The sequence below is a fragment of the Alcaligenes sp. GW821-FHT11D07 genome, assembly GCF_058808495.1.
This window is the reverse complement of the sequence record NZ_JBXART010000003.1, coordinates 235,258-255,824: the sequence shown is the minus strand read 5'-3', so window position 1 is coordinate 255,824 and position 20,567 is coordinate 235,258. Positions and strand designations below refer to the sequence as shown.

Here is a 20,567-nt window from a genome sequence, read left to right as displayed (position 1 = left end):
CTGGACGCTCCATGGCTTTGCGCGCGACGATTTATAAAGTTGAACTGAATGTGGCCGATAACGATCGCGCCTACTACGGTAGTCATACTCTGACTTTGGCCCGTCATCCTTCCGAGACAGAAGAGCGCTTGATGGCGCGTTTGCTGGCGTATGGCCTGTATGTGCAGGCTGATGAAGCCTTGAGTTTTTCGCGCGGCTTGAGCGATTCAGACGAACCCGCTTTGTGGGAACACGATCTGAGCGGTAATTTGCTGCATTGGCTGGAAGTGGGATTGCCGGATGACCGGCGTTTGATCAAGGCCTGTGGGCGGGCAGAGAAAGTGACCGTCGTGGCCTACGGCCGCAACGTATCCGTTTGGTGGAATGGCATTAAAGACAAACTGACCCGCGTGCGCAATCTACAGGTCTATGCCTTGGATGTGGCCGGCACGGATGCCTTGGCCGCTTTGGCCGAGCGTGGCATGACCATCAACCTGAACGTGCAAGACGGCACGGTTTGGGCCAGCAGTGAAAAGGGCGAAGCCACGGTTGAGATCAGCCACCTGAATGCTGCCGCTTGATATGAGCCAGCAGCTCGCTGCGAAATAAAGTAGCAGCGGGTGCCAGCGAACGCTGACGCAACTGCAGCAGGCTGACTTGCCGCGGCAACACCGGCGCTTTCAAGGGGCGAAAAATAATCTGCACGGCCTCGGGCAGGCTTTGCGTATTGGCGGGCAAAATCGCCAGCCCCAGCCCATGTCGCACCATACTCAGCACCGTCGTGTGCAAAGAGACTTCATGCACCTGAGCAAAGCGTATGTCCAAGGCGGTCAGTTGCCGTTGGATGGCTTGCCCCAAGGGGCTTTGTGAGGACAAGGCAATAAAGGGGTGTGCGGCCAGATCATGCCAGCGTATTTGCGGTTTGGCCGTCAAAGGGTGATTCGCTGGGAGCAGCGCTTGATACTGATCCTGCATCACTGGATGTGCCTCGATAGAGTCCGGGCGATTCCAGTCCGTTCCCAGACCAAAATCAATAGGTTCTTGTTCCAGTCGCCGGCTGATGTCTTGCTCGGCCATGTCCAGCAATTCCACCCGAATGCCGGGGTAACGCTGCTGGAATAGCGCAATAAAAGGAATCAACAGGCTGGAAGACAGCACGGTACCGCTGGCAATGGATACCCGGCCCCGCTGATGACTGGTCAATTCCTTGGAATGACGCACAGCTTCTTCTACTTCAGCCAGAACACGCCGCGCTGTGCCTAGCAGCTCCTGTCCGGGCTCGCTGAGCACCACTTTGCGGGTATGCCGATCAAACAGCCGCAGGCCAGTCTGGGATTCCAGTTCTCGAATCAACATGCTTAATGCGGACTGGGTCACATGCAGATTGCGTGCGGCCTGGGTGAACTGACCCGCCTCCGCTACCGCGACAAAAGCACGAAGTTGTCTTAGCGTTATATTCATCAGATTATCTTACTAATAAATCAAATAAATTCAATTGTTTTATCAAATGGTGGGTGCTTAAATGTTTTTCATAGACCGCAGCGGGGGCTGCCAAGGTCAGATAATAAAAAGGAGGCATGAGCACCATGAAATCCTGGATACGCAGCATACGCATCGAGGCAGAGGGCATCCGTTCTTTGGAGCTCTGCCCACAGGAAAACCGCTTTCCTACAGTGGAGGCGGGGGCGCATATCGATGTGCATTTACCCGGTGGTCTGGTCCGGCAATATTCTTTGCTGGCGGGTAGCCACGAAGGGCAATACCGAATTGGTGTCAGCCTGGACCCGGCCAGCCGGGGTGGTTCTCGTGCCGTCCATCAAAGCTTGAACGTGGGCGATGTTCTGGAAATTTCAGAACCGCGCAATCTGTTCAAGCTGGATGAAACGCAGCCTGCTATCAGCGTCTTGCTGGCAGGTGGCATAGGCATCACGCCCATTCATGCCATGGCACAACGCCTGCAAGCCTTGGGCCAGCCCTGGCACCTTTTTTACTGTGTGCGCAGTCGTAGCCGAGCCGCTTTTCTGGACGAGCTTGAACTCCTAGCCGCTAATAGCCAGGGGCTGGGACGGCTGGAGGTGCTGATCGAAGATGAAATGCAGGGCGCACGCATGGATATGGAAGCCGCACTGACTCCTTATAAAAGTCAGGGCAGCCATTTCTATTGCTGTGGGCCAGCGGGCATGTTGCAAGCCTATAAGCAGGCCTGTGCCGATTTGCCCGATCAGCGGGTTCACTTCGAGTATTTCGCCGCTGCCCCTCTAGTGGTGACGGATCAAGGCGAGGACAGCGCGTTCACTGTTCATTTGGCCCGCACGGGCGGGTCTATCACCGTCCCGGCAGGTCGCAGCATTCTGGAGTGTCTGTTGGATCAGGGCATACGGGTGTATTGCTCGTGCCGCGAAGGAATTTGCGGCTCTTGTGAAACCCGAGTGCTGGACGGCAAACCCGATCATCGCGATCACGTATTAAGCGAACAAGAGCGTGTCGCATCCGAAAGCATGATGATTTGTGTCTCCCGCTGCCGCGGCGAGGCCTTGACGCTGGATTTATAAGAGCAGGGCGAACACGCCCATATACGGAGGAGACAGGAAAATGAATGCTTCATTGAAAGGCAGGACGGTTATCGTCACCGGGGCCGGGGGCCAGATCGGTTTGGCGTACTGCGATGCCTTGGTCGAACACGGCGCAAACCTGGTGATGGCGGACCTGGGTGATTTAAGTGATAAGGCCCAGCAATATCGAGATCAGGGGGGCCAGGCGATTGCGGTCAAAGTGGATGTGTCCAATAACGATGACACCCAGGCAATGGCCCAGGCCGCGCTGGAGGCGTTTGGTTCTATAGACGGCATCATCAATAACGCGGGCTTTTTCCGGGGCTGTACCTTTGGTTCACTGATGGATATTCCGGCGGAAGAATGGGACCGCTGCTACGCCATCAATGTGCGGGGGCTGTGGCAATGCTGTAAGGCCGTGATTCCTGCCATGAAGAATCAAGGGGGCGGCAAGATCATTAATGTGTCGTCCAACACTCCTTACAAGGGGGTGCCCAATTTCTTGCATTACGTTTCCTCCAAGGCCGCCGTGGTGGGCTTAAGCCGTGCCATGGCGCGCGAAGTGGGGGCCTTCAATATCCAGGTCAATACGCTGTGCCCGGACTTGATCCCGGACGCGGGTATTACTGCGACCCAGGGGGACGAGGCTGATCGGCGCACCGTTGCTGGTCGCTGCCTGCAACGTACCCAGAAGCCGGAGGACATGGTGGGTGCTGCCCTGTTCCTGCTGGGTAGCGGTTCGGACTTTGTGACGGGGCAGAGCCTGCTGGTGAACGGCGGCGCGCATTTTCTGTAAACAGATCAGCTGGAATTATCAGGAGTAAGTCATGACAGTCATGAATGAGGTGCCCATGATCCAGGCCCGCCATCCCCAGGAACAAAGCAATTCCCTGTATCGCGCCTTGGCGCATTTCTGGCATCCCGTGGCCTATAGCAGTCAGGTGCTGGACAAACCGTTTGGCGCACGACTGCTGGGCCAGGACCTGGTTCTGGCGCGCTTGAATGATGAACTGGTGGCCATGGATAGCCGTTGCCCGCATAAAGGCACCAATCTGGCTTTGGGCGAGATTGTCGATGCCACCATCGAGTGTCCCTACCATGGCTGGCGCTTTGATGCGCAAGGCGAATGTGTGCGCATCCCGGCTCGGGAAGAACTGACCTGTGCCATGAAGGTGAATGTGAAACGCTTCAATGTCACTGAGTCTGGCGGCATTGTGTGGGTGGCGCTGGAAACTCCGCAAATGCCGGTTCCGGTCTTTCCAGAAATGAATGATCCTGGCTATCGGGTTCTGCAGGGGCGTACGTATGACTGGCGCACCAGTTCGCCACGCCGTCTGGAAAATTTTGTGGATTTCAGCCACTTTGCCTATGTACACGATGGCACGATTGGCAGCCGGGACAATCCTCGGGTGGAGCCGGTCAAAGTTTGGCGTGAAGATCACGTGCTGCGCTTTGATCGCAGCGGCGTCAAAGAGCCCGGTGTAGGCTTGAAGAAAAAACTGCTGGGCATAGAAGAAGAATTGATTGAGCCGGTGAACGAATATCACGTCACCATGCCCCATACCGTGCACTTGAAACGTACATTTCCCAACGGCAAGCGCTATGTGCTGCTGATGGCGGCCTGTCCGGTGGATGAGTTCACCACGCGCAGCTTCTGGTGGCAGGCTCGCGATTTTGGTATCGAGCCTATGTACGATGATTTCTTCATGGACTTTGAGGACGAGGTGCTGGGGCAGGACAAACCCATCATCGAGTCGCAGCGTCCGGTTTGGATCAATCTGCAAGGCGATCTGCCCCATGAGCGCGAGACACCGGTGCGGGGCGCAGATATTGTCACGGTGGAGTATCGCCGCTGGCTCAATGACCTGGTCGCGCAGGTCGAGAGTCTGCGATGAACCACTCCATCTACGTGCAAGGCGCTGCGGGCTTGCTGCATGCCCGTCAGTACGGCGTTATCCGCGGCGCACCGGTGCCCCTGGTGCTGCTGCATGGTGTCACTGGCCATGCAGGACTTTGGCATCAAGTGGCCTGTGCTCTGGCGGAAAATCGCGCAGTCATTGCCCTGGATTTTCGCGGGCATGGCTTGAGTGACTGGAGCAGTCAGCAAGACTACGCCACAGCTGCGCATGTGCAGGATTTGGCTTGTCTGTTGGAGGCCTTGGGACAGGTTCAGTACGATCTGGCCGGTTTGTCCTGGGGGGGCTTGGTTGGCCTGGAATACGCGACCCGTTATCCGGAACGGGTACGCCGCCTGGCTGTGCTGGATGTGGAGCCCAGTTTTGCGCAAAGTGAGCACGACGTCATGCCACGTCCGGGGAATTTCCCCAGTCGTGATGCTGTGCTGGAGTACGAGGGGAAAGCCAACCCGCAAGCGCCGCAGCCTTTGTTGCAGCACTTCGCGTATGAGTCCGTCAATCAGGTGGCGGCAGGCCTGTGGCAGCGGCGGCACGATCCGTACTTTTTGACGCGTTGGCCGTTTCGCAATGATGATGCTTGGGCGCGGCTGGAGGAGCTGCGTTGTCCAACCTTGTTATTGCATGGTGAACGCAGCTTTGTGCGGCTGTCCGTCATGAAAGAGATGCAAGATCGATTACGGTATCCGGCGGGCCTGCACGAACTGCCGGACACAGGTCACTTATTGCCCTTAGAAGCACCAGGACCTGTTGCCGCTTATTTGGAGGATTTTCTGACGGTGTGATGGATTGAGCTTGCCCCTGGGCCGTGTGCCTGCAGGGGCATTTATCTTGGCGGCACGGACAGGTAATAAGGGGGACGCGCCGCTGCCAGATGTACTGAGAAAAGTAACGGGAAAAAGATGAGGAGACAAACCTATGAATACCCGTCAGATTCAGGACAGTATTGACGAGCGGCTGCCTGTCGGACGCTCTTTCTTGTTTGGTTTACAGCATGTGCTGGTCATGTATGCGGGGGCGGTGACTGTCCCCTTGATCTTGGGTAGCGCCTTGGGTTTGAGCCAGCAGGACATTGCCATTTTGATCAATGCAGACTTGCTGTGCTGTGGGATCATTTCCATCATTCAATCCATGGGGGCAGGGCGCTGGGTAGGTATCCGGCTACCGGTCATGATGGGCATTTCCTTTGCCGGAATTGCCCCCATGATCGCCATCGGCATGACCCCTGGCATGGGCTTGCCCGCCCTTTACGGCGCCATTATTGCGGCTGGTTTTATTGCCGTGCTGATGGTGCCACTCATCATTCGACTGCTTTGGCTTTTTCCGCCCTTGGTTACCGGCACCACACTGGTATCGCTGGGGGTCGGGCTGTTTGGGGTTGCCATTACTTGGGCCGGAGGCGGGCACGGCGCCAAGGACTTTGGCAGCTTGGTTTATTTAGGTATTGCGGGGGTAGTACTGCTGGTGACCTTGCTGGTTGCCCGCTTTGGGCGGGGGTTTTTTGGCAGTATTGCTGTTCTGGCCGGTTTGGCAGCGGGCATGCTGCTGGCGGTCTTGATGGGCAAGGTGACGGTTCAAGGTCTGGATGAACTGCCTTGGCTGGAGCTGGTAACCCCCTTTCATTTCGGCATGCCGACCTTCTCCTTCAGTGCCACCTTCACCATGCTGCTGGTCGTGATTGTGACTATGGTGGAAGCCATTGGCCTGTTCTATGCACTGGCCGTGATTTTGAATCGTCCTTTGAGTCACGACGACTTTGCTCGTGGCTTGCGGGCTGATGCGCTGGGAGCTGTCATAGGGGGGGTGTTCAATACCTTTCCGTATTCCTCCTATGCACAAAATATCGGCCTGATTGGCGTGACCGGCGTCCGTAGCCGTTACGTCTGTCTGGTCGCGGGCCTGATCTTGATTGTGCTGGGACTGGTGCCGCGTATCGCGCATGTTGTGGCTCTAGTGCCGCACTACGTACTGGGGGGCGCTGCCATCGTGATGTTTGGCATGGTTGCTGCGTCGGGCGTGCGGATTTTGCAGACCGTGGACTTCAAGAACAATAAGCACAATACCTTTATCTTTGCGATCAGCCTGGGCGTTGGCTTGATCCCCTCCGTTGCGCCAACATTCTTTGATCAGTTCCCGGAATACTTGATTCCACTGCTTCATAGCGGGGTACTGTTAACCGTGATTTCTTCCGTGCTGCTGAACCTGTTTTTTAACGGAACCAGTGGCCGTCATACCGAGGAAGTCGTGACTGAAACACAAGAAGAGGCGCCCTTGAGCGTTGTGCGGGTGACTCCGCAAGGATAAAGAAAGGAGAGAGGCAATGACAAACCAATTGTGCGATATCGTGATTCACGCTGGCAAAGTGGTCACCATGAACGACCACAGCGAGGTGATCGAAAACGGTGTGGTGGCGATATCGGGAAATCGAATCTGTGCCGTAGGCGCGGCCCAGGACATGCAGCACTGGCAGGGCAAACAAACCATCCATGCTCCCCAACAAGCGCTGATTCCCGGTTTAATCGATACGCATAACCATCTGTTCCAGTTGGCCGGGCGCGGGCTGGGGGATGGCATGGCCCTGTGGCAATGGTTGGGGGAATTCATGCTGCCATTGGCTGCGGATATTCGTCCAGTAGAAGCCCTGGCGGCCGTGAAATTGGGAGCGCTCGAGGCAGCCTCCTCCGGCATCACCACCGTACTGGACAACCACTACGCCCCCGCAGACCCTGAAACCACGATCGCTGTGGCACAGGCCCTGCACGATACCGGCCTGCGTGGCATCGTGGCGCGCGGCATGTTCGGCCCCTTCACCCCCGTTGCCCGTGATAACGGCTTGCAAGATACTTTGTTTCGCCACAGCGTCAAACATGAGCTGGACACCATGCAGCAATGCCTGAGCCATTGGGAGCAGGGGAGAGTTCAGATCTGGCCATCGCCCATCAACATCATCTACAACGACCTGGACCTGGTGCTGGGTTCCGCCGAGATGGCTCGCAAGTTTGATGTGCGCTGGCAAACCCACTGCTCTGAAGCGCCCGTAGATCCGGACATCTTTCAAAAAGCCTACGGCGCACGCCCCTTCCGCTGGCTGGACGAACAAGGCTGGCTGGATGAACGAGCCGGATTTGCCCACGCCATCTGGATGGACGACGATGAAATCGAACGTGCAGGCCGGGCCGGGTGCAGCATCGCCCATAACCCTATGTCCAACGAATACTTGGCATCAGGCCCCATCCGCTTGAAAGAACTGCTGGAAGCGGGTGTACGTATTGGTCTGGGTGCCGATGGTGCGGCAGGCCACCAAGTAGACTTGTTCCAGATCATGCGCCAAGCCGTCTATGTACAGCGTCTGGCTCGCCTGGACCCGCAAGCCAGCAATGCCCAAGACGCCTTCTGGCTAGCTACCCGAGGTGGGGCTGAAATGTTGGGCATAGATGCAGGGCAGATCAGCACCGGAAAATTGGCCGATATGGCTTTGGTGAACCTGGACCAGCCGCACTTAAGCCCCTGTTTCGATGTTGTTGCCAGCCTGGTCTACTGTGCCAGCGGCCGTGACGTCACCATGACGATGGTGAACGGCCAAATCATCTACGAAAAAGGCGAGAGCCTGTGCGTGTCTAAAGAAGAAGTCGTCGCTAAGGCAAGAGAACATTGCACCGCGCTGATCAAACGCTTGGGACTCGTGAAATCGGCGGGCCTGGTAGCCGCCTAAAAGCCGACACAAAAAGTAGGGGGAGAGGAACAAAGGCCGAGGGGCAAGCCCCTGGGCCTTTGCCTATTCTGTTTGAAAGATAATTCGAAAAACTAAAACCAACAAGGCACTAAATATTCTGAGCGCATCGCTAAGCGCATCGCTAAGCGCATGCTAATGGCCACAGCCACAGCCACAGCCACAGCCACAGCCACAGCCACTCAGTACCCGAATGACAAAGTCACCAAGTCACCGAAATCACTGACCCTGTTTCATCAAATAACAGCCTTGGCCTCTCTCCGAGTCAGGCCCCATCCTGATCAGCAAGTTACTGAAGCAAGCTCTTGAGTCAGAGGACTTACTGAGTCGTTCCAGGGGGTGGTGCTCAGGCAGGGCGAGTCAGATAGTTTGCCGCTGGCGAGGGATTACGCAGGGATGCAAGCGACCTTCTGTATGACGGGGGCGCTTGTGACTGGTCCGGGGGACCGGTCACCCCCGGAGTTAAGGTCGCGCCCGTAGTAAGCGCTCGACAAGGGAACCGGTGCGCAGCACCGGCAAGCTATCAGCCCCGCCTGAGCACCATCCCTTGGAACGACGGCCTCATTTGCCTCCAGCTTTACTCAAGACATGCCCATTACCCCATCCAGACGCTCCCTGGACATCCCTATGCTTAAAAAACACACCCCAGCCACAAGCAAAAAAATAAATAAAAAGGGCACCTCCAAAGAGATGCCCTCATAAGCTGTAAATGCAGTAACTACATTACAACCCAGCCAAACGCCCCAATACCTTGTCGCGGCCCACCAAAGCCAACACCGCATCCACCGCAGGCGTCTGCTTCTGACCCGTCACAGCCACACGCAAAGGAATTGCCAGCTTGGGCATCTTCACTTCATGCTGGGCTAACACTTCCTTGATCAAGGCCGCCAGATTTTCTGTATTCCACTGCGGCAGGCTTACAGCCTTGCTGGCAAAATCACGCAGCAAAGCACGCGCTTCAGGCGTCATGACCTCGGACAGCAACTCATCACTGGCCGGTTCAAAAGGACGGCAGAACAAGAGTGCACCCTCGGCCAACTGATTCAGGGTCTCCGCACGATCCTTGAGCAAACCCATAATGCCAGGCAAATCCTGACCATCTGTCTTGCCACCCAAGGCTTCAATTCGGGGGGCCACACGCTCGGCCAAATCCGCATTGTCGCTGGCCTTGATGTAATGAGCGTTCACCCAATTAAGCTTTTTGGGGTCCCACTGCGAAGCCGATTTATTCAGATTACGTGTATCAAACCACTCCACCAACTGTTCGCGGGTGAACAGTTCATCATCACCGTGGCTCCAGCCCAGACGAGCCAGGTAATTGATCATGGCCTCGGGCAGATAGCCATCCTTGTCGTAATCCATGATGCTGACCGCACCGTGGCGCTTGGACAGTTTTTCGCCATCAGGGCCAAGAATCATGGGGACGTGACCGTACTCGGGCAACGTCGCGCCCAAAGCTTGCAAGATCACAATCTGACGTGGGGTGTTGTTCACGTGATCATCACCACGAATCACATGGGTGATGGCCATATCCCAATCATCCACCACCACGCAGAAGTTATAGGTGGGTGTGCCGTCAGGACGTGCAATCACCAGATCATCCAGCTCGCTATTGTCAAAGCTGATTCGGCCTTTGACCAAATCGTCCCAACTGGTCGCGCCCGACTGCGGGCTCTTGAAACGCACCACTGGCTTGCGGTCCGCAGGAATGGCAGGCAACGCTTTGCCAGCCTTCGGACGCCAGGTGCCGTCATAGCGTGGCTTCAGCCCCATGGCACGCGCTTTCTCGCGCATGGCTTCTACTTCTTCTGGGCTGCTGTAGCAGTAGTAGGCATGGCCATCCTTCAGCAACTGGGCGATGACCTCGCGGTAACGGTCCATGCGCTGCATTTGATAGAACGGGCCTTCGTCTGCATCCAGACCCAGCCACTGCATGCCGTCCAGAATGCCCTGCACCGCTTCGGGGGTGGAGCGTTCCAGATCCGTGTCTTCAATACGCAGCACAAAGCTGCCTTGATGATGGCGGGCAAATGCCCAGGAAAACAGCGCCGTGCGTGCGCCGCCCAGGTGCAGATAACCGGTGGGCGAGGGGGCAAAACGGGTACGGATGACGTTGGAAGTAGACGTGCTCATAACTTGTGTGTGGCCTTGACCTTGTGGAAGCCCGCATACGGGACCGAATCTTCGTATTTTAACTCAGCCTGCCCACCAGGATGGAACCGCCTTGTACAGCAGGCTTAATGCCCTGTTTCGATATTCAACTGATCGAACTGACGCACTAGCTCTGCCAGCGATCCGGCCTGCATTTTTTGCATCACACGAGCCCGCCGCACTTTCACGGTGACCTCCTTCACATCCAGCTCGGCGGCTATCTGCTTATTGAGCAAACCTTGCACCACGCGTACAAACACATCGCGCTCGCCCGCATTCAGGCTGTCCCAGCGCTGCTGTAAGGTCAGCCGGGTTTTCGCCTCCTCCTTGCGCTGGGCATCGGCCGCCAGTGCGGACTGCACAGCGTCAATCAAGGCCTGATCCACAAAGGGTTTGGTCAGAAAATCCCAGGCCCCATGCTTGATTGCTTTGACTGCCATGTGAATGTCGCCATGCCCGGTGATAAAAATCACCGGCATATGCAGCCCACGGGATTCCATCTGCAAATGAAAGTCCGTGCCGCTTTGCTCGGGCATGCGCACATCCAGCACCAGGCAGGCAGGGTCATCCGATAAGGGAAAAGCCAGGAAGTCGCGTGTAGAGGGGAAGCTGATGGCGTTCAAGCCTACGCTGGCCAGCAAGTCATCCAGCGCAGCCCGAACGGAGGGGTCGTCATCAATGATGTAGACCGTCGGTGTGTTTTGTGGGGAGTCCAGATTGTCTGTCATGGCGCTAAAGGTAAGGTGAAATGAAAGGCAGCACCACCATCCGCTTGGTCAGTGGCCCAGATATGGCCGTTATTAGCATCAATAATGGTGCGGCTGATCGTCAAGCCCAGTCCCAGGCCGCTGGCTTTGGTTGTCCAGAAAGTATCGAACAGCTGGGATAGCTGCGCGCCGGACAGGCCGGGGCCATTGTCTTTAATAGAAAACAGCACCTTGTTTGCCTGGGGCTTGTCACCCGGCATCAGGCTGGTCTCTACAGTGATATGGGCGGCGTGATAGTCCGAGGGGGGGGATAAGGCCTCGATCGCATTGAGCAGCAAATTGGCCATGACCTGCTGAATCTGTACCCGGTCGGCATAGACGGGTGGCAAGTCCGACTGCAAGGCCAGGCGCAGATCAATATGGTTGCGCTGCATCTCGCCACCCGACAGGGTAAGCAGTTCGGTCAGTGCCTGGTTCAGGTCAAAGGCGCTGCTGGTGGGGGCCTCGTTGCGGGTAATGCTGCGCACCCGGTCCAGCACATCCTTGGCACGCTGGGCATCGGACACAATACGGCGTGCAGCCGCCTGGGCCTTTTCTATATTGGGAGGCGAGGCCTCCAGCCAGCGCTGGCACGCACCAGCACTGGTATTGATTGCGGCCAAAGGCTGGCTGACTTCATGGGCAATGGAGGTACTTAACTGGCCCAGTGTGGTCAGGCGCGACAAACGTAGCAAATGCTCGCGTGTTTCGTGTGCAGCTGCCTGGGCAGATTTGAGCTTCAGGCCCAGATAGGAGGTGATGGCAATCGCAATAATGCTGATGCCGGTATTGACCAAACCGACGTCGTAGTCACCCGCGCGAGTCAGCACAAAGCTGACCACGGTCAGCACCATGCTGGTGGTGGTCAGTGCAACGACCTGCCGGGCCGATAAAAAACGAATGGCGATTAGCAGCAGCGGCGTGTGAAACACGGCGGCTGCGATGGCATAGTTGGTGACGGTGTCGGCAATAAAGACCAGGGCCATCAAGATGCAAATGCCGGTCAGGGCCAAGGCTCGGTACGTTTTGCTCGATAAAAAGCTAACGGGTGATTTCATGTCTTTTAGGGATGGGCCGGGCAGCAGGATCGTGCCCTCGGTGTGGCCATCATATACCCGGCTCCCTTCTGCAAGGATGAGGTCCGATGCGTCGGCCCCGGAAACACTTTTCTGGGGCCGACGCATCAGGGGTTTAGAACCACTGGCCAAAGCGGCGGATGTACAGCGTCTTCATTCCTTGAGCGACCAGGCAGTAGGCCAGCAAGGTGCCCACCAGCCAGGGGAAGTATTCCCAAGGCAAAGGCTGCAAGCCGACCATGGCACCCACGCCGGAGAAGGGCAGGTAAATCCCTACGGCGGCAATCAGGACCGTCATTAACATCACGGGCAAAGCGGCGGTACTTTGGATGAAGGGGATTTTTTGCGTACGCAACATGTGAACCACCAGGGTCTGCGAGAGCAAGCCTTCAATAAACCAGCCGGACTGAAACAGCGACTGCAGTTCAGGCGTATTGGCCCCAAACACGTACCACATCAAGACAAAGGTGCTGATGTCGAAGATGGAGGAGGTGGGCCCAATCCAGATCATGAAACGGCCAATATTCTTGGCATCCCATTTACGAGGCTTGCGCAGGAAGTCCTTGTCCATACGGTCCCAAGGCAAGGCCAGTTGGGAAATATCGTAGAGCAGGTTCTGAATCAGCAAGTGAATGGCCAGCATGGGCAAAAAAGGAATGAAAGCACTGGCCACCAGCACCGAGAACACGTTGCCAAAGTTGGAGCTGGCAGTCATGTTCAAGTACTTGATGATATTGCCAAAGGTCTCGCGGCCTTTGATGACGCCTTCTTCCAGCACCAGCAGGCTTTTCTCCAGCAAGATGATGTCAGCGGACTCCTTGGCAATGTCCGTGCCGCTATCAACTGAAATTCCCACATCGGCATCGCGCAGGGCAGGGGCATCGTTAATACCATCGCCCAGGAAGCCGACGGTGTGGCCATTGGCCTGCAAGGCTTTCAGGACTCGCGATTTTTGCAAAGGCGTGAGCTTGGCAAATACAGAATGACGCTCCACGGCGCAACGCAGGTCGGGCTCTTGCATGGCCTCGATTTCGGGGCCCAACAAGGGCGTGCCGGGCTCCAGGCCAACTTCACGGCAAATCTTGGCGGTAATGATTTCGTTGTCGCCTGTCAGTACTTTGACGGCGACCCCATGCTCGGTCAGGGCTGCAATAGCTTGTGCTGCGCTTTCTTTTGGTGGGTCCAGGAAGGTCAGCAAACCTTGTACGGTCATGCCTTGCTCGTCCTGAGTTTCATAACGGCTCTTGGCTTGATCAGCAGGAATAGTGCGGGTGGCGATCAGCAGGACACGGAAACCGTCTGAGTTATAGCGATGCGCCAGTTTGAACAGGCGTGCGCGCTGCTCGGTGTCCAGCGGCAGGCGTTGGCCACCGTCTTGCACGTGGGTAGCAATGCTGAGCATTTCTTCCACTGCGCCTTTGCACACCATCAACTGGTCGCCCTGGGTGTCTTGCACCACCACCGACAGGCGACGACGGATGAAGTCAAAAGGCAGTTCATCAATCTTGCGGTAAGAGCCAATGGCCTGGCGGGCAGCGGGTGTTTTTTCTGCAAAACGCAGCACGGCCTGGTCCATCAGGTTCTTGACGCCGCTCTGATGCAGGCTGTTGAGCAGGGCCAGTTCCAGAATACGGGGGCTGTTGCGATCATCCAGGCCCAGGTGGTGTTCCAGAATAATGCGGTCTTGCGTCAGGGTGCCGGTCTTGTCGGTGCACAGCACGTCCATCGCCCCAAAGTTCTGGATCGCGTTCAGACGTTTGACCACCACCTTGTTTTTGGCCATCGCCACGGCGCCTTTGGCCAGGTTGGAGGACACAATCATGGGCAGCATTTCCGGGGTCACCCCTACGGCCACCGCCAGTGCGAACAGGAAGGCTTCGGTCCAGTCGCCTTTAGAAAAACCATTGATCAGCAGCACGATTGGCACCATGACCAGCATGAAGCGGATCAGCAACCAGCTGACGCTGTTCACGCCACGGTCAAAGGAGGTTTCGGCGCGCGAACCCACAATGGCTTTGGCCAGCGAACCAAAATAGGTTTTGGCACCGGTGGCAACGACCACAGCCGTGGCGGTTCCGCTGACCACGTTGGTGCCCATAAAGCACATATTGTTCTGTTCCAGCACGCCGTCCTGTGCGCTGGATGCCGTCGCACTTTTGCTGCTGACGGCGCTAAAGACATCGTACTTTTCAACGGGCAGGGCTTCGCCTGTCAGAGCGGCCTGGCTGACAAACAAGTCGCGCGACTCTATCAAGCGCAGATCAGCCGGAATCATGTCGCCTGCGGACAAGCGCACAATATCGCCAGGAACAATCTGGCTCATGGGGATTTCGCGCAGGATGGAGGTGCTGGACACGGTAGAGCGGCGCAGTACGCTGGCTGTCGTGCGCACCATGGCTTTCAGCGCCTGGGCGGCTTTGCCTGAACGATATTCTTGCCAGAAACGCAGCAGTCCGCTGAGCGTGACCATAATGACAATGATCAGCACGCCGGTGTAGTCAGCGCCCTCTCCCGAGCGCAGGGGCAAGACAATATCGGTCACGGCGCTGACGGCAGCCAGCACCATGAGCACGGCAATAAAAGGATTCTTGAACGCCAGGGCCAATTGAATCAAGGCGTGGGCGGGCTTGTCCCGTGCGACTTCGTTAGGGCCGTATTCGGTCAGGCGGCTTAATGCTTCGGCGTCGGTCAGGCCGTTCAAGTTGGCTTGCACGGCAGCCAGAGTCGTCTCCAGGCTAAGCCCGGATTCGCTGGCCGTACGCAGACGGGCGTCGTGATCCACTGAGCGCAGTGGCGGACGGTGTTGTTGAATGCTCATGAAATGCTCCTGGTGTACAGGCGTGACCGTGCCGCGCCGGCCAGACAGCCGGACACAACAGGTCCTGCCCACCGGTTCAGGGTCGGCAAACTAAAGATAAGAACAAGCGGATTTAGATGGCCTGAGCCAAACGCTTAATGACTGGGATACGTGCGGCGCCACGTGCGCGGTGAGGGTGGCTTGTCACTGTCTACAATCCAGTAGCTCTCTGGCTTGCGGCTGGCGGTGTTGATACGCCAGGCAATATTGGGGCGACCGGTGCAGCCCAGGCTGCGCTGGCTAGAGTGATGTGTGGCAAGATGCGGCGATCCCATCGGCGTATGAGCCCGGATCGGTCCAGTATGAAAAATGCGGTGCATGGGTGACTCCTGGTCGTGCTGCGCAAGCCACTTCAGCAGACGACCCGTTGGGTCAGTGGTGCCTGAGGGGCCTGTGCAGCATCTTTCTTCGACTACCGTCGCTGGACATAGTGTTTTTTCCTGTCAGAGAGAACGAAAGGTCCTGCATTCCGAACGGATGTTATTTTACGATCTGCACGGCGCTTTGAGACGGCCTGAAAGCCGCTTTTGGCAAGGCATTGGAGTATGGGTTTTATACGAAAGTATATGGATGGTGGGAAGGCAGGAAATACAGCCGCAAAAAAACAGCAAGAACCGGGCGTAGGTGAAAAACAAGTTGCTTACCTGCCCGGCGCATGACTCAAGACAGATATAGCCGGCCTGGTCTCTTTTATTTGTAGGCCGCTGTGCTTAAGATGAGGGATTCTTTATTTTGGCGTGTGGTCTTCTTATGGCGGAACAATCATGGCAGCCCTAAGGCATCGTCTGACAGCATTGTTTGAGCCCCGTTCGGTATTGGTCGTATCAACACTGCCTTTGCCGCTGATCAAAGAGATGCCGGCCCGGCTGGCAGGACGGATCACGCAAGCTCGTATTACAGCTACTCAGGTCTTGGTGCCGGACCGTCTGGAAGGTTTGACTGAGACGCAGCGCCTGGACTTGGCGCTGGTGTGTATTGAACCGGTGCGCCTGCCGCAGGCCTTGGATGCGATTCGGGTACACAGACCCCGCGTCGTCTTGCTGCTACCCTCGAATCTGGCCTCCCGTGATCCGATGGAAGATATGGTGTACGCCCGCTCTTGGGCCCGCATCAATAATTGTGTGGTGCTTGGCCCACGTGCTTTTGGCATACAGCGTCCCCATTTAGGGATCAACCTTAGTCACGAGCCGCAAATGGCTTTGGCGGGGCGCGTTGCCCTGGTGTCCCAGTCGCGCTCAATTACGTCCGCCCTGATGGATTGGGCCGACGATGTCAGCCTGGGCTTTTCAGCCATTGTGTCCGTCGGGGACGAGGCCGTGATTGACGTGCCCGAGGTGCTGGAATATCTGGCCATGGACCCGCGTACCGACAGTATTGCGTTGTATCTGGAGCACACTCCCGCCTCACGCCGCTTTACCAGTGCCTTGCATGCGGTAGCGGCCGTCAAACCCGTTGTGGTCTTGAAAGTAGGGGGGCAGCGTCAACAAGGCGAGGCGCATGAGGCCGTATTCAATGCTTTGATGCGGCGCGTGGGGGCGGTGCGTATCCGCTACTTTGTGCAGCTGTTCTCGGCCTTGAAAGTGCTGGTGTATACCCGCCGTCCCAAAGGGCGGCGTATTGCCTTGTTCTCCAATGGCAATGGTGCAGCGCAAATGGCCCTGGATGTGCTGGGTTCGGATGCCGCCGTGACCTGCCCCGAGTTGTCTGCCTCCACACAGCGTGCGTTGGATAATCTGCTGGCCCCCGGTGATCAGGTGCAGAACCCGGTCGTCACCTATGTGCCGCTGACGCCAATGCGCATTGATTCGGTGATCTCCACCCTGCTGGACGACAAGGACATCGATGGCGTGCTGGTTTTGCTGACGCCCGACCCGTTGGCCGACATGCCGGCAGTATCGCGTGAGCTGGCCATGTTGTCGGCCAGTGCGCGCAAACCCATTATTACTTGCCTGATTGGCGATGCGGATATGCGCCCCTTGCGTCATCTGTTGGATGGTGTGGGGACACCGGCCTTCCGTACCCCGGATACGGCGGCCAATGCTTTTGATATTTTGGCCCGTTATCACTACAACCAGCATTTGTCGCAACAGACGTTGCCCCCCTTGCCCTTGGGCACTTTGCCGGAGGTAGAGCCTGCTCGGGAGTTGGTGCGCCAGATTCAAAGCGAGCGCCGCGAGGCCAGTGAGCAGGAATGCCGCGACTTGCTGCGCTATTTTCATGTGCCCGTTGTTGATTTGCGGGTGACGCATGATGAAGGGGAGCCTGACCCGGACGTACCGGCAATGGGTATCCGCTTTGAAACAGATGACAAGCTGGGTCCATATGCTGTTTTCGGAGCTGCTGACCATGCTGAGTGGCTGTCCGCTTCCTATCCGGCCGTGGAGCTGCCGCCGCTGAACCGTTATCTGGCACGCCAGCTGGTTGAGCGTAGCCCGTTGTGGCGCAAGAGCCTGTCCTCGCAATTAACGCCTTTGGTGTTGACTCAGCTTTTGCAGGTTCTGGAGCGTTTGTCTGATTTGATGAGCGAGCTTCCCGGCGTGCGCCGGGTGGTTCTGGACCCGATTCAGGCGGGTGAAAATAGCCTGTATATCCAAAGCATTACCATCACCCTCAGCAAGCAGTCCATGCTGGTGCTGCCTGAGACGGCGGGCTATCGCCATATGGCGATTCATCCCTACCCACGCCATTTGATTGAGCGGCGTCAGTTCAAGGATGGGCAGCGCTGGACCTTGCGCCCCATCCGTCCGGAAGACGCCGAGGCTTTGCAGGCTTTTATGCGTGGCCTGTCCGACGAAAGCCGCTATATGCGCTTTGTGTCGATGCTGCGTGAACTGACACCACGCATGTTGTCGCGCTACACCCGTATCGATTACGACCGGGAGTTGGCGTTGGTGGCCACCGTGCGTTCTCCGAATCCGGACAACCGCAACCACCCGCGTGACGAGATCATCGGCTTTGCCCATTACTTGCGTAATGGGGATGGCCGGGGGGCAGAGTATGCCTTGGTGATTGGGGATGCCTGGCAGCGGCGCGGTCTTGGGGCAACGTTGATGCAAGCACTGATTCAAGCAGCTTCTGAGCAAGGTCTGACCTATATAGACGGTTATGTGCTGGCTTCCAATTCGCCCATGCAGGCCTTGATGCAGCGTCTGGGGTTCCAGAACGATTCGGACCCCGAAGATCCCAGCATGCGGCGAGTATGGCTGGATCTGGGCGAGACACGACGTTCAGATTAAGCACTGGCCGAGCCATCGACAGGAGCTCTTTGGCCGGTGCTGTCCCGTTTAATTCTTCCTTTTTGGTGCCGTAATTTATAGACGCCCAGACGCTATGATCCGCTGGTAAATGCGGATCGTCCTATAGCAGACACCGCGTCTTTGCAGGTTCATAAAGCTGGCGCCTGCCGTGAGGTTTGGTGTGCGGCACCAAAATCAGGGGAAGAAATGATGCGCTGGAATGTGATCATCCTGAAACGGCTGGCAATCGGCCTGTTTATGATGGGCGGTTTGATCGGCTGCTCGGCTTATGAAACGCAGCCCAAGGACAATGAGCTTTACGAATTTGCCCTTGAAAATGACACGCTGGAGATGAGAGACGGTGTGCGCCTGGCGGTGACTTATTACCGACCAGCAGCAAAAGTGCCGGGGGAAACATTTCCAGTCATCATGGAAATGCTGCCCTATCGAAAAGATGATTTCTTTGCGCTGGGCGACTACGAGTACGGCTCCTATTTTGCCAGGCGCGGTTATGTGCTGGCCCGAGTGGACGTACGCGGCACTGGCGGCAGTGATGGCCCTGTTCCTGAAAGTGAGTACTCGGCAGCTGAAATTGATGATGCTGAAGAGTTGATCGCGCAGCTATCCCGTAAAAGTTGGTCCAATGGCAAGGTGGGAATGTACGGCCTATCCTGGAGCGCCTTCAATTCCTTGATGACGGCGCACAGAAAACCGCCGGCGCTGAAAGCCATTATTGCGGCGCATGGCTCTACCGACCTGTTCTACAACGATGTCCACTATATAGATGGTGCCTTGCACATCGACTCCTATGCGCATCAGATTGATACCGACAATTCCATGCCGCAAAGTCCCGACTACCGAATTGATCAGGAGTATTTTCAAAACCGCTTTGACCGCGAACCGTGGATTTTTACCTGGTTGCGTCAGCAGCAGGATGGTGAGTTTTGGCGCCGGGAGTCGGTGACGTTCAAAAAACCGCTGGAGGTTCCAGCCTATTTGATTGGTGGCTTGCTGGACGGCTATCGAGATTTTGCCTTGGACGTCAGCCAGACAGCCAAAGCTCCTGTCATTGTGGAGATCGGCCCCTGGAACCACGCCTGGCCTGAATACGGTGTGCCAGGCCCAAATTACGAATGGCGGCAAAAAGCCCTGCGCTGGTGGGATTACTGGTTGAAAGGCATAGAAAACGGGGTTCTGGATGATCCCCGCCGTATGGCGTTCATGCGTACCGGGCATGCTCCGGCTACGGATCTAAAAACCGTCCCCGGCTATTGGCGCTGTGATCCGCAGTGGCCGTTAGAGGGCAGTTCTACCCAACGTTTCTATCCACGTGCTGGGCAGTCTCTGGCTAAGACTCCGCAGACTCAGGAAATGCCTCAGGTATTGCATTATCGGGCCGGAGCGGGTCTGGCCGCGGGGGGCTGGTGGGGCGAGCAAACGGGTGACATGAGCGCAGATGATGCGCACAGCCTGGTTTATGATTCGGCGCCTTTGACTGAAGCCATGGAAATTATGGGCATGCCACAGCTGAGTCTGCGAGTGGCGGCAGATGCTCCGTTTTATCAGTGGAGCGTGCGTCTGGAGGATGTGGCCCCGGATGGCAAGGTGTCCTTGGTCAGTGGCGCAAGCATCAATCCTGCGCAACGTTTTTCACGGCTGGAGCCAACTGCTTTGGTGCCCGGTGAGGAAACCTCTTTAGCGGCGACCATTCACTTCACAACTTGGCGTTTTAAAGCCGGGCATCGTATTCGTCTGGCTGTGTCTAACGCCCAATTCCCCATGATCTGGCCCAGCCCTACGCCGGGAAATACCCGCCTTTTCCCTGGTGAAGCCACATGGCTGGACTTGCCGGTAGTCCCTGTGCGTGATCAAGGTACGCAAGCCTGCGTTCTGCCGCCACCCCAGACCAGCGATACCGCTCCCTTTGGTCGCGAGATCCAGAACAATGGCCCCGTTTTCAAGAGCGTGCGGAATGAGCAGACAGGGGAATCCACCTTTACGACAGCCAGCGATATTAGCTGGACCTTGCATGACAATACCTACCAATCCAGCGAATCCTATCGTTGGGATGTCAGTGATGCTCAGCCCGCCAAAGCAAGCTATCAAGGTGAGCGCCGCAATGTCTTTACGATCAAGGGCAGGGAGATAGATTTGGCGACGAGCGCCCGGATACAGTCTGACGCGTCTTATTTTTACCTCACCTTTACCAAGGTCCTGCGAGAAAATGGCCTGCTTGTCCGCGAAAAGACGTGGACTGACAAGATTGAGCGGGTCTATCAGTAAGCTCAGGAAGTTAAGCAGTAATAAAAAACGCCACTGAATGTCAG

The 20,567-nt window shown here is 56.7% G+C and carries 15 protein-coding genes; 9 read left to right on the top strand and 6 right to left on the bottom strand.

Translation table 11 applies throughout. From position 1 onward, the window contains the following. Positions 1 to 11: 11 nt before the first annotated feature. Positions 12 to 560: a YaeQ family protein gene (locus tag AC1RSM_RS14180; protein ID WP_492933190.1), complete on the top strand. Its 549-nt coding sequence runs from the start codon at positions 12 to 14 to the stop codon at positions 558 to 560. On the opposite strand, the gene AC1RSM_RS14175 is transcribed toward AC1RSM_RS14180, so the two are convergent. Next, entirely contained in the window at positions 535 to 1,440 is a 906-nt protein-coding gene (locus AC1RSM_RS14175) for a LysR family transcriptional regulator (RefSeq protein ID WP_492933189.1), read from the bottom strand. The two genes, AC1RSM_RS14180 and AC1RSM_RS14175, sit on opposite strands and share 26 nt — an antisense overlap. A gap of 116 nt (positions 1,441 to 1,556) precedes the next feature. Between AC1RSM_RS14175 and AC1RSM_RS14170 the strand changes: the two genes are divergently transcribed. From AC1RSM_RS14170 to AC1RSM_RS14145, 6 genes are all read left to right on the top strand, one after another. Continuing rightward, on the top strand, positions 1,557 to 2,531 hold the full coding sequence (locus AC1RSM_RS14170; protein ID WP_492933188.1) for a PDR/VanB family oxidoreductase: 975 nt from the start codon (positions 1,557 to 1,559) through the stop codon (positions 2,529 to 2,531). A gap of 40 nt (positions 2,532 to 2,571) precedes the next feature. Continuing rightward, positions 2,572 to 3,327 (top strand): SDR family NAD(P)-dependent oxidoreductase, encoded by a 756-nt coding sequence (locus AC1RSM_RS14165; protein ID WP_492933187.1) that lies wholly within the window; start codon positions 2,572 to 2,574, stop codon positions 3,325 to 3,327. Positions 3,328 to 3,358: 31 nt separating this feature from the next. Further along, a complete protein-coding gene (locus AC1RSM_RS14160; protein WP_492933186.1) occupies positions 3,359 to 4,426 on the top strand; it encodes a Rieske 2Fe-2S domain-containing protein in 1,068 nt (355 codons plus the stop codon). Continuing rightward, complete coding sequence (locus AC1RSM_RS14155) at positions 4,423 to 5,229, top strand: alpha/beta fold hydrolase (RefSeq protein ID WP_492933185.1); 807 nt, start codon at positions 4,423 to 4,425, stop codon at positions 5,227 to 5,229. Before AC1RSM_RS14160 ends, AC1RSM_RS14155 begins: the two co-directional genes overlap by 4 nt. 133 nt (positions 5,230 to 5,362) lie before the next feature. Then, positions 5,363 to 6,748 carry a nucleobase:cation symporter-2 family protein gene (locus AC1RSM_RS14150; RefSeq protein WP_492933184.1) on the top strand — a complete coding sequence of 462 codons (1,386 nt, stop codon included), beginning with the start codon at positions 5,363 to 5,365 and terminating at the stop codon, positions 6,746 to 6,748. A gap of 16 nt (positions 6,749 to 6,764) precedes the next feature. Continuing rightward, positions 6,765 to 8,156, top strand: coding sequence for an amidohydrolase family protein (locus AC1RSM_RS14145; RefSeq protein ID WP_492933183.1), 1,392 nt, complete (start codon positions 6,765 to 6,767; stop codon positions 8,154 to 8,156). 741 nt (positions 8,157 to 8,897) lie between these two features. Here the strand turns inward: AC1RSM_RS14145 and gltX are convergent. The 5 genes from gltX to AC1RSM_RS14120 all read right to left on the bottom strand — a co-directional run bounded on the left by gltX (position 8,898) and on the right by AC1RSM_RS14120 (position 15,324). Beyond that, entirely contained in the window at positions 8,898 to 10,307 is a 1,410-nt protein-coding gene (gene gltX / locus AC1RSM_RS14140) for a glutamate--tRNA ligase (protein ID WP_492933182.1), read from the bottom strand. A 104-nt stretch (positions 10,308 to 10,411) separates the two neighbouring features. Next, on the bottom strand, positions 10,412 to 11,053 hold the full coding sequence (locus tag AC1RSM_RS14135; RefSeq protein ID WP_492933181.1) for a response regulator transcription factor: 642 nt from the start codon (positions 11,051 to 11,053) through the stop codon (positions 10,412 to 10,414). Next, positions 11,050 to 12,129: a sensor histidine kinase gene (locus AC1RSM_RS14130; RefSeq protein WP_492933180.1), complete on the bottom strand. Its 1,080-nt coding sequence runs from the start codon at positions 12,127 to 12,129 to the stop codon at positions 11,050 to 11,052. The genes AC1RSM_RS14135 and AC1RSM_RS14130 overlap by 4 nt, the downstream gene beginning before the upstream one ends. 133 nt (positions 12,130 to 12,262) lie before the next feature. After that, positions 12,263 to 14,965: a magnesium-translocating P-type ATPase gene (gene mgtA / locus AC1RSM_RS14125; RefSeq protein WP_492933179.1), complete on the bottom strand. Its 2,703-nt coding sequence runs from the start codon at positions 14,963 to 14,965 to the stop codon at positions 12,263 to 12,265. A gap of 134 nt (positions 14,966 to 15,099) precedes the next feature. Further along, entirely contained in the window at positions 15,100 to 15,324 is a 225-nt protein-coding gene (locus tag AC1RSM_RS14120) for a hypothetical protein (RefSeq protein WP_492933178.1), read from the bottom strand. A 444-nt stretch (positions 15,325 to 15,768) separates the two neighbouring features. Between AC1RSM_RS14120 and AC1RSM_RS14115 the strand changes: the two genes are divergently transcribed. Next, the gene (locus AC1RSM_RS14115) at positions 15,769 to 18,240 is read left to right on the top strand and encodes a bifunctional acetate--CoA ligase family protein/GNAT family N-acetyltransferase (RefSeq protein ID WP_492933177.1); all 2,472 of its coding nucleotides are present in this window, start codon (positions 15,769 to 15,771) and stop codon (positions 18,238 to 18,240) included. Positions 18,241 to 18,447: 207 nt separating this feature from the next. Beyond that, positions 18,448 to 20,523: a CocE/NonD family hydrolase gene (locus tag AC1RSM_RS14110; protein ID WP_492933176.1), complete on the top strand. Its 2,076-nt coding sequence runs from the start codon at positions 18,448 to 18,450 to the stop codon at positions 20,521 to 20,523. The last annotated feature ends 44 nt before the right edge of the window (positions 20,524 to 20,567 follow it).